This is a genomic window from Streptomyces sp. NPDC057654, from assembly GCF_042800135.1.
Classification (GTDB): Bacteria; Actinomycetota; Actinomycetes; order Streptomycetales; family Streptomycetaceae; genus Streptomyces.
The window spans coordinates 1-6,726 of record NZ_JBHVHQ010000461.1 but is presented as its reverse complement, the minus strand read 5'-3'; the positions used below and the strand labels follow the sequence as shown (position 1 = coordinate 6,726).

The 6,726-nt window shown below is 70.2% G+C and carries 10 protein-coding genes; 7 read left to right on the top strand and 3 right to left on the bottom strand.

Going from position 1 to position 6,726, the window contains the following annotated elements; genetic code table 11:
- On the bottom strand, positions 1–479 hold a 479-nt coding region (locus ACFU99_RS27820; RefSeq protein ID WP_384397017.1), incomplete at its 3' end, for an FAD-dependent monooxygenase.
- Between the two features lie 124 nt (positions 480–603).
- Between ACFU99_RS27820 and ACFU99_RS27815 the strand changes: the two genes are divergently transcribed.
- A complete protein-coding gene (locus ACFU99_RS27815; RefSeq protein ID WP_384397015.1) occupies positions 604–1,308 on the top strand; it encodes a TetR/AcrR family transcriptional regulator in 705 nt (234 codons plus the stop codon).
- A gap of 195 nt (positions 1,309–1,503) precedes the next feature.
- Positions 1,504–2,082, top strand: a complete 579-nt coding sequence (locus ACFU99_RS27810) for a 1,4-alpha-glucan branching protein (RefSeq protein WP_384397012.1) — start codon at positions 1,504–1,506, stop codon at positions 2,080–2,082.
- A gap of 46 nt (positions 2,083–2,128) precedes the next feature.
- Here the strand turns inward: ACFU99_RS27810 and ACFU99_RS27805 are convergent, their stop codons facing one another.
- Complete coding sequence (locus ACFU99_RS27805; RefSeq protein ID WP_384397009.1) at positions 2,129–2,491, bottom strand: antibiotic biosynthesis monooxygenase family protein; 363 nt, start codon at positions 2,489–2,491, stop codon at positions 2,129–2,131.
- 91 nt (positions 2,492–2,582) lie between these two features.
- Here ACFU99_RS27805 and ACFU99_RS27800 point away from each other — a divergent pair, with 91 nt between their 5' ends.
- The 4 genes from ACFU99_RS27800 to ACFU99_RS27785 all read left to right on the top strand — a co-directional run bounded on the left by ACFU99_RS27800 (position 2,583) and on the right by ACFU99_RS27785 (position 5,661).
- Complete coding sequence (locus ACFU99_RS27800) at positions 2,583–3,140, top strand: GNAT family N-acetyltransferase (protein ID WP_384397005.1); 558 nt, start codon at positions 2,583–2,585, stop codon at positions 3,138–3,140.
- Positions 3,141–3,176: 36 nt separating this feature from the next.
- Complete coding sequence (locus ACFU99_RS27795; protein WP_384397002.1) at positions 3,177–3,857, top strand: methyltransferase domain-containing protein; 681 nt, start codon at positions 3,177–3,179, stop codon at positions 3,855–3,857.
- Positions 3,858–4,120: 263 nt separating this feature from the next.
- The gene (locus ACFU99_RS27790; RefSeq protein ID WP_384396999.1) at positions 4,121–5,026 is read left to right on the top strand and encodes a hypothetical protein; all 906 of its coding nucleotides are present in this window, start codon (positions 4,121–4,123) and stop codon (positions 5,024–5,026) included.
- An 86-nt stretch (positions 5,027–5,112) separates the two neighbouring features.
- Positions 5,113–5,661, top strand: coding sequence for a Uma2 family endonuclease (locus tag ACFU99_RS27785; RefSeq protein ID WP_384396996.1), 549 nt, complete (start codon positions 5,113–5,115; stop codon positions 5,659–5,661).
- Here the strand turns inward: ACFU99_RS27785 and ACFU99_RS27780 are convergent.
- Entirely contained in the window at positions 5,658–5,876 is a 219-nt protein-coding gene (locus ACFU99_RS27780; protein ID WP_384396993.1) for a hypothetical protein, read from the bottom strand. The genes ACFU99_RS27785 and ACFU99_RS27780 overlap by 4 nt on opposite strands.
- Positions 5,877–6,018: 142 nt before the next feature.
- On the opposite strand from ACFU99_RS27780, the gene ACFU99_RS27775 reads away from it, so the two are divergent.
- Positions 6,019–6,621: a TetR/AcrR family transcriptional regulator gene (locus ACFU99_RS27775; protein ID WP_384396990.1), complete on the top strand. Its 603-nt coding sequence runs from the start codon at positions 6,019–6,021 to the stop codon at positions 6,619–6,621.
- Positions 6,622–6,726 lie beyond the last annotated feature (105 nt).

The following is a 6,726-nucleotide window of genomic DNA, read 5'->3' as shown; positions in this document are numbered from 1 at the left end:
CGCCGGGTGTGGGAGTGCAGTCCGTCGGCGCCGACCACCAGGTCGAAGCGGCGGACGGTGCCGCTCTCGAAGGTGACGGTGACGCCGTCGGGGTCCTCGTCGAGGGTGGTGATCGAGTCGTCGAAGAGGTACTCGGCGCGCGGAAGGCTTCGCCGGTACAGCACTTGAGCGAGCTCCCCGCGCAGGACCTCGACGTCCCCGCCCGCGAAGTCGGCCGGCAGGTGGAGGATCTGCCGGCCGCGCTGGTCGACGAAGGTCATCGGGCTGCCGCCGGTGTCGAGCGCGCGCAGTTCGTCGAGCACGCCCATCCGCTCCAGCACGGTCAGGTGGGTCGTGCCGCGGAAGTCGACGGCCTGGCCGCCGCCGCGCAGGGCGGGGGCCAGCTCGACGACGGTGGTCTCGAAGCCGTACCGCCCCAGCCAGTAGGCCAGTGCGGGGCCGGCGATGCTCGCGCCCGAGATCAGGACTTTCGTACTCACGTGAACCACTCCGTCCGTGTCCGCCGAACAACTGTGTCCAGCGGACACGGTTTACTGCTGTGTACGGTAGACGCAGTTACATCGCCCGGCAAGGGGCAGGCGGAAGCGCGGGACGGAGCGGGAATTGGGCGAGGAGACGAACGAGGCGGTACGGCTGCTCTGGGGGCCGCCCGCCAAGCCGTCCCGGGGGCCGAAGCCCGCGCTGAGCCTGGCGCGGATCGCTGCGGCGGGCGTCGAGATCGCGGACGCCGAAGGTCTCGGCGCCGTCTCGATGCAGAAGGTGGCCGGGCTGCTCGACTTCACCAAGATGTCGCTCTACCGCTATGTGCCCGGCAAGGCGGAGCTGGTCGCGCTCATGGTGGAGGCCGCGGTCGCCGGGCCGCCGCCGGTCGTGGACAGGCTCGGGTGGCGTGAGCGGCTGACGGCCTGGGCGCAACAGCTGGCGAGGTCGTTCACCGCGCACCCGTGGCTGCTCGACGCCACCGTCGGCCCACGGGTGATGGGCCCCGAGGAACTCGGCTGGCTGGAGCGGGTGGTCGCAGCCCTGGACGGCCACGGGCTGACCGGCCCCGAGCGGATGGACGCCGCGGTGCTGCTGGCCGGGCACGTCCGGAGCATCGCCGAGCAGGCCCGCGCGACCCGGCCGGACGGCTCCCCCGAGACGGAACTCCTCGCCGTCCTCGGTCCCTTGGTCCACCAGCACGCCGACCGCTTCCCCGCGCTCGCCGCGGCCATCGCCTCGCAGGACGGCCAGGATCAGGCACTGGACTTCGGCCTGGAGCGGATCCTCGACGGCCTGGAGGCCCTGATCATGCGCCGCACCGGATAACCCTCTGATGCGTCACGCCGTGGGTCGAGATCGGCTGGCCCGGGGCCATGGCCGGGGCGCAAGAGCCGCTGGTAGGTCGCGTGCACGGTGCGAGAGGATGGCGGAGCAGACGCCTCTTACCTGACGTTTGACCCGTACTTCGTCCTTGCGGAGCCCTGCATCGGATGCAACTCCGCCCCGTCTGAGGGAGCTCGTATGGCAACCGTCTACCGCACCACCATGAAGCCCACCAAGCTGGAACTGCTCACTGACTGGCTGCCGCGGCAGAACTGGTACGCAGGCGGCACGGCGACGCCGGCCCTGGCCAGGGTCGGCGGCTTTCGCCTGGACGACCCGGAGGGCGCGGTCGGGATCGAGTTCATGGTCGCGCTGGACACCGCCGGGCAGGAGCCGGTGGCGTATCTGGTACCACTGTCCTACCGCGACGCGGCGCTCACGGGCATCCCCGACGAGGCGCTGATCGGCACCTCCGAGCATGGCGTGCTCGGCACCCGATGGATTTACGACGGGGTCCACGACCCGGTGCTGATGGGACAGTTGCACGCCCTTCTGCGCGGCGAGTCGACGCCGCAGATGCAGAGCGTGAGCGACACCCCCGACCCGACCGTCACCGTCCACGGAACGGTCCCCGACGCCGAATTCGACGTTCGGCTCAACCGCGTCCTGGCGATGGCGGAGACCGCCGAGGAGTCGCCCGGATGCCTCATCGCCGGATGGACCTGGCCGAACGGAACGGCCGCGCGGGGCGTGTTCGCGACCGTCGCGCCGCGTTAGTGCCGTCAGCCTGCGCCTCGTGCCCCACAGGGCCTGAGGCCGGGCTCTACAGGACCTGAGACCGTACGAACCCGTGGCTCCGCTCCACCTTCGCCACATGCAGCGTGTAGCTCTGGTACCACTCGGCTTGTCCGCGCTTCTGCGCCGCGCGGTGCTCGGCGTTGGTCCGCCACTCCGTGAGGGCGTCGGCGTCACGGAAGTACCCGACGGTGATGCCCAGCCCGCCAGGGGTCTGCGCGTGGTCCATCCCCAGGTACCCGGGGACGTCCTTCACCAGGTCCTCCATGCGCGCGTTGGTCTCGCTGTAGCCGCTCTGTTCCGGGGTTCGCACCGTGGTGAAGACAGCGACGTAGTAGGGGGGTTCGTAAGCGCCGACGGGCGCGACAGATATTGCAGAGTGATCACTCATGGCGTCACCGTACGGCGGGACTCACGCCGCGTCAGCAGGCCACGCCCCGGACTGATTGCGGATCGGCACTCCGCGAACAATCATGGCCGCCATGGCGCACCCGAGGCAGCTCATCGCATGCGGGGACTTCGTCCTCCGACGCTGGCGGGGGCAGGAGGACTTCGCCCTCGCCCTCGCGTTGATCGAGGAGTCCCTGGAACATCTGCGCCCCTGGGAGTTGTGGGTCGCGAGTCACAGCGAGGAGAACACCCGGACCCTCCTCGACCACTTCGAGTCGAGGTGGGCGAGCGGCGAGGTCTACAACTACGCCATCGCCGAGGGCGGGACCCTCGTCGGTATGTGCCAGAGCTATCGCGCGCCCGAGCCTCGGGGCCGCTGCCTGGGTTACTGGCTGCACCCCGCCGCCACCGGCCGCGGCATCGCCACGAAGGCGACAGCGGCCCTGGTCGCCGAGATGTTCGCCCTGCCGGGCGTGGAGTACCTGGAGATCACGCACGACTCGGCCAACACCTCCAGCGCCGCCATACCGCGGCGCTTGGGCTTCGCCGAACTCCGCCGCGAGCCCGCACCTCCGCCCGTACCCCCCGCCGGCAGCGGAATCAACGTGACGTGGCGGCTGAACCGCCCTGCCAACTCCGTCCGGAAATAGCCACTTGGGCGGCCACCATCGCCCTATTGTTGGCCGATGCGAGCACACCCACAAGCAAACCCGATCGGCCGTCCAGCAGATCTCGACACGGTCCGTGAGTCCTATGACCGAGTAGCCGACAATTACGCCCACATGGTGGCGACGACGGGAATGGGCGACATTCGCCGCCATCCCTGGCTCAAGGCGTCGATCGACGCGTTCGCGGACACGGTGAGCGGGCTCGGGCCCGTACTCGATGTCGGTTGCGGACCGGGGACGGTGACGGCCTACCTCGTGGAACGTGGAATTGACGCTTCCGGGGTGGATCTCTCCCCTCGCATGGTCGAGAACGCGCGCCGACTGCACCCGGAATGCCACTTCAGCGTCTCGTCCGCCACCGAGCTCGACCTTGAGGAGGCGTCGCTCGGCGGGGTGCTCGGGTGGTGGTCGCTGTTCAATCTGCCGCGCGATGTACTTCCTCAGGTCCTCGGCATGTTCGCGCGCGCTCTGAAACCGGGAGGGCATTTCATCACCGGAACGCACGTGGGCGACGAAGACGCGGTACGCACCGAGGCTTACGGCGGGGTGCCCGTTCACTGGACCACGCATAAATGGCGGCCGGAACAATTCGTGGAGCTGATCGAGCAGGCCGGTCTGCGGCCGGTAGCCGAGCTTCGGCTTCCCGCGGATGAGCACAGCGGGCCGACCGTGGTCATCATGGCCGAGCGTCCCGCCTGAAAACAGCCGGGGCCCGCACCTCCGGGCCCCGGAGCTCAGGCCCCTCAGTCCGGGCGCTCTTTCCAAGGAATGGCTGGGCGGGTAGTACCCACCACCCGCCCCAACCCCGCCCAACTCCGCCGCATAGCAGAGGAGATAACCCCATGCGATCAACTTGCCACGGCGGGTAATGACGGTTTAGCGTTCGCGATACCAATCGGCCCCGACCGGTGCTACCAACACACGTCCGGGGCCTAACCACCAAGATCGAAAAGGGCGATCCCATGGCTACTGACGACTTTAACTCCACCCCCTCTCCGGCCGCACACCCGATGGCCAGTACCGGCTACGGCAAGCGCAGCGCCCCGGCCGAACTCCCCCGCACAGCACACGACTTCGCCCACCTCCCGCGCCGCGAGGCGTCCGTGGCCGCGTACGTCGACCAGCTGCCGGACGGCGCGGACATCTCCGTGAAAACCCTGGCCAAGGTGCTGCCCGACTATGGGCAGTGCGCCCTGCGCACCGCGCTGCGCCGCCTGTCGGAGGCCGGGCACCTGCGCCGCGTCGCCGAGCACCACTGGAGTACGGACGGCAGCCCGCGCTGGGTGACGCGCACGTACTTCTCACGCACGGCACGGGACGACGCATGGTGGATGGCGTTCCGCGCCGGGAACGTACCCGACGCGGAGAGCCCGCCACAGACCCGTACCGCACCCGAACGAGCGCCCCGCACCGAGGCGTACGACCAGCTGGCCGCCCTCGGCCGCGCCGAACCCCGCCTGACGCTCTCCGCCGGAGACTGCGCGTCCCTGGAGCCGCTGGCGGCGGAGTGGTTCACGCGCGGCGCGACGCCCGCCCAGTTCCTGCACGCCCTGGCCGACGGGCTCCCGCCCACCCTCCACCACGCGGGCGGCTTCACCCGCGCCCGCCTCATCGCGAAGATGCCGCCCCCGCCGCCCTGGGAACCGGACGGAACCCGGCCCGCACCCCTGCGCATCCTCGAATGCACCGTCTGCCGCGCACCCGGCCGCCCCGAGGCCCTGCCCGGCGGCATCTGCGCCCCCTGCCGAGGCGAATCCCCACCGGACCGCCACCCACCGGCCCTGCCGCCCGCCCTTGTACACGCCCACGCCGACGAGGCACGGGCCGCCGCCGCCCGCCCGCCAGAGAGGAATCCCGCGTGGTCATGATTCAGCGGTCCGCCCGCACCCGAAGCAGGGCACGATGCAGGGAAGGAGGCGACACCACGCCCCCCAGCACCGCTGACCAGCCCCAGATGGCGATCAAGGACTTCGAGCAGCTCGCCCGCACGGCCCCCGAAACAGTGACGCTCGAATTCATCGACGGAAAGCTTGAGGTCAAGCCGGTGCGCGACGGCGATCACGGAACCATCTTCATGTGGCTGCTGCGGCAGTGCATGCAGCACCGGCCGGAGCTGGACCTGCACCCCGAGCGAGGGCTGCGCGTCGAGACGTACCGCAAGGGCCGCGCCCGCCCGGACGGCGCGCTCGCGCCCCGTCGGCACTTCGCGGGACAGGGCGAGTGGGCCGAGCCCGACGGAGTCCTGATGACCGTCGAGGTGACCTCCCACGACTTCGACACCGATAACCGGGACCGCCACGAGAAGCGTGCCGCCTACGCGGCCGCCGGCATCCCCGTCTATCTGCTCATCGACCGCGAAGACTGCACCCTCACCGTGCACAGCGAGCCGAAGGACGGCAAGTACCGGTTCCAGTCCTTGTACGACTACGGCAGCACCGTCGAACTGCCCGCCCCCGTCGGCATCACCCTGGACACCGAGGAACTCAAGGAGTACGCCCGCTAACCCGTCTTGGTCTTCTTCACCTGGTCGGCCGCCCAGCCCGCCAGTACGACACCGAAGGCTGTCACGGCGAGGTAGCTGATCAGGTGGACCGCGAAGCCGCCGGGCACCCAGGCCAGCAGGCCGTAATGGCCGTGGTCGATCAGGAGCCGGATGGCTCCTTGGCCGCTCAGGGCCACCACGACCATGCCCAGCACCTGCCACAGCACGTATTTCATGCGCTCGTTCCTCCCCGTCGTGCACCGCTCCGTCGTGCACTGCCTCGTCGTGCACCGTCTCGTCGTGCACCGCTTCTCTTATTGATACGATCGAACCATAACCGAGCGCAACCCGCCACCAGAGCCCACAAGGACCCGCCCCATGCCCCGACAGGCCGACCACGACCAGCGGCGCCGCCAGATCGCCGAGGCCGTCTGGCGGCTGGCCGCGCGGCGCGGGCTGGAGGACGTCACGCTGCGGCAGGTGGCGGCGGAGGCCGGGGTGTCGGTGCGGCTGGTGCAGTACTACTTCGGCAGCCGGGACGGGCTGCTGCTCACGGCGCTGGAGATCCTCAACAGCGACGCCGAGCGGCGCGGCCGGGCGCGCATCGAGGCGCTCGGGGACGCGGACACCCCGCGCGGGGCCGTGCGCGGGGTGTTGATGGAGATGCTGCCGCTGGACGAGGAGCGCCGGACCCGGCACCTCGTGTACGTGGCGTACTTCGTCCGCTTCCTCTGGGACGCGAAACTGGCGGCCATCGCCGCCGACGCGCCCCCCGAACTCGAACGGCTCCTCGCCGACCTGCTCGCCTGGGGCCAGGCGGAAGGGCAGGTGCCCGCCGACCTGGACCCCTTCCCCGAGGCCGAGCTCCTGCTCGCGACCGCCGACGGGTTGCAGACGGGCGTCCTCCTGGGCCAGCGCACCCCCGAGCAGGCCCTCGCCCTCCTCGACCGCCAGCTCGACCGGCTCTTCGACAAGCCGTAGACGGGCTCTTCAGCAAGCCGCAAGCCGACCCTTCGACAAGTCGCAGGCCGACTCTTCAACAGGCCGTAGACGGACGGAGAATGCCCGAGGGCGGCACCCCCGCGA

Coding starts and splice junctions, on each gene's coding strand:
- ACFU99_RS27810 (WP_384397012.1), top strand. CDS start 1,504: ATGGCAACCGTCTACCGCACCACCATGAAGCCCACCAAGCTGGAACTG.
- ACFU99_RS27805 (WP_384397009.1), bottom strand. CDS start 2,491: ATGAGTGATCACTCTGCAATATCTGTCGCGCCCGTCGGCGCTTACGAA.
- ACFU99_RS27800 (WP_384397005.1), top strand. CDS start 2,583: ATGGCGCACCCGAGGCAGCTCATCGCATGCGGGGACTTCGTCCTCCGA.
- ACFU99_RS27795 (WP_384397002.1), top strand. CDS start 3,177: ATGCGAGCACACCCACAAGCAAACCCGATCGGCCGTCCAGCAGATCTC.
- ACFU99_RS27790 (WP_384396999.1), top strand. CDS start 4,121: ATGGCTACTGACGACTTTAACTCCACCCCCTCTCCGGCCGCACACCCG.
- ACFU99_RS27785 (WP_384396996.1), top strand. CDS start 5,113: ATGGCGATCAAGGACTTCGAGCAGCTCGCCCGCACGGCCCCCGAAACA.
- ACFU99_RS27780 (WP_384396993.1), bottom strand. CDS start 5,876: ATGAAATACGTGCTGTGGCAGGTGCTGGGCATGGTCGTGGTGGCCCTG.
- ACFU99_RS27775 (WP_384396990.1), top strand. CDS start 6,019: ATGCCCCGACAGGCCGACCACGACCAGCGGCGCCGCCAGATCGCCGAG.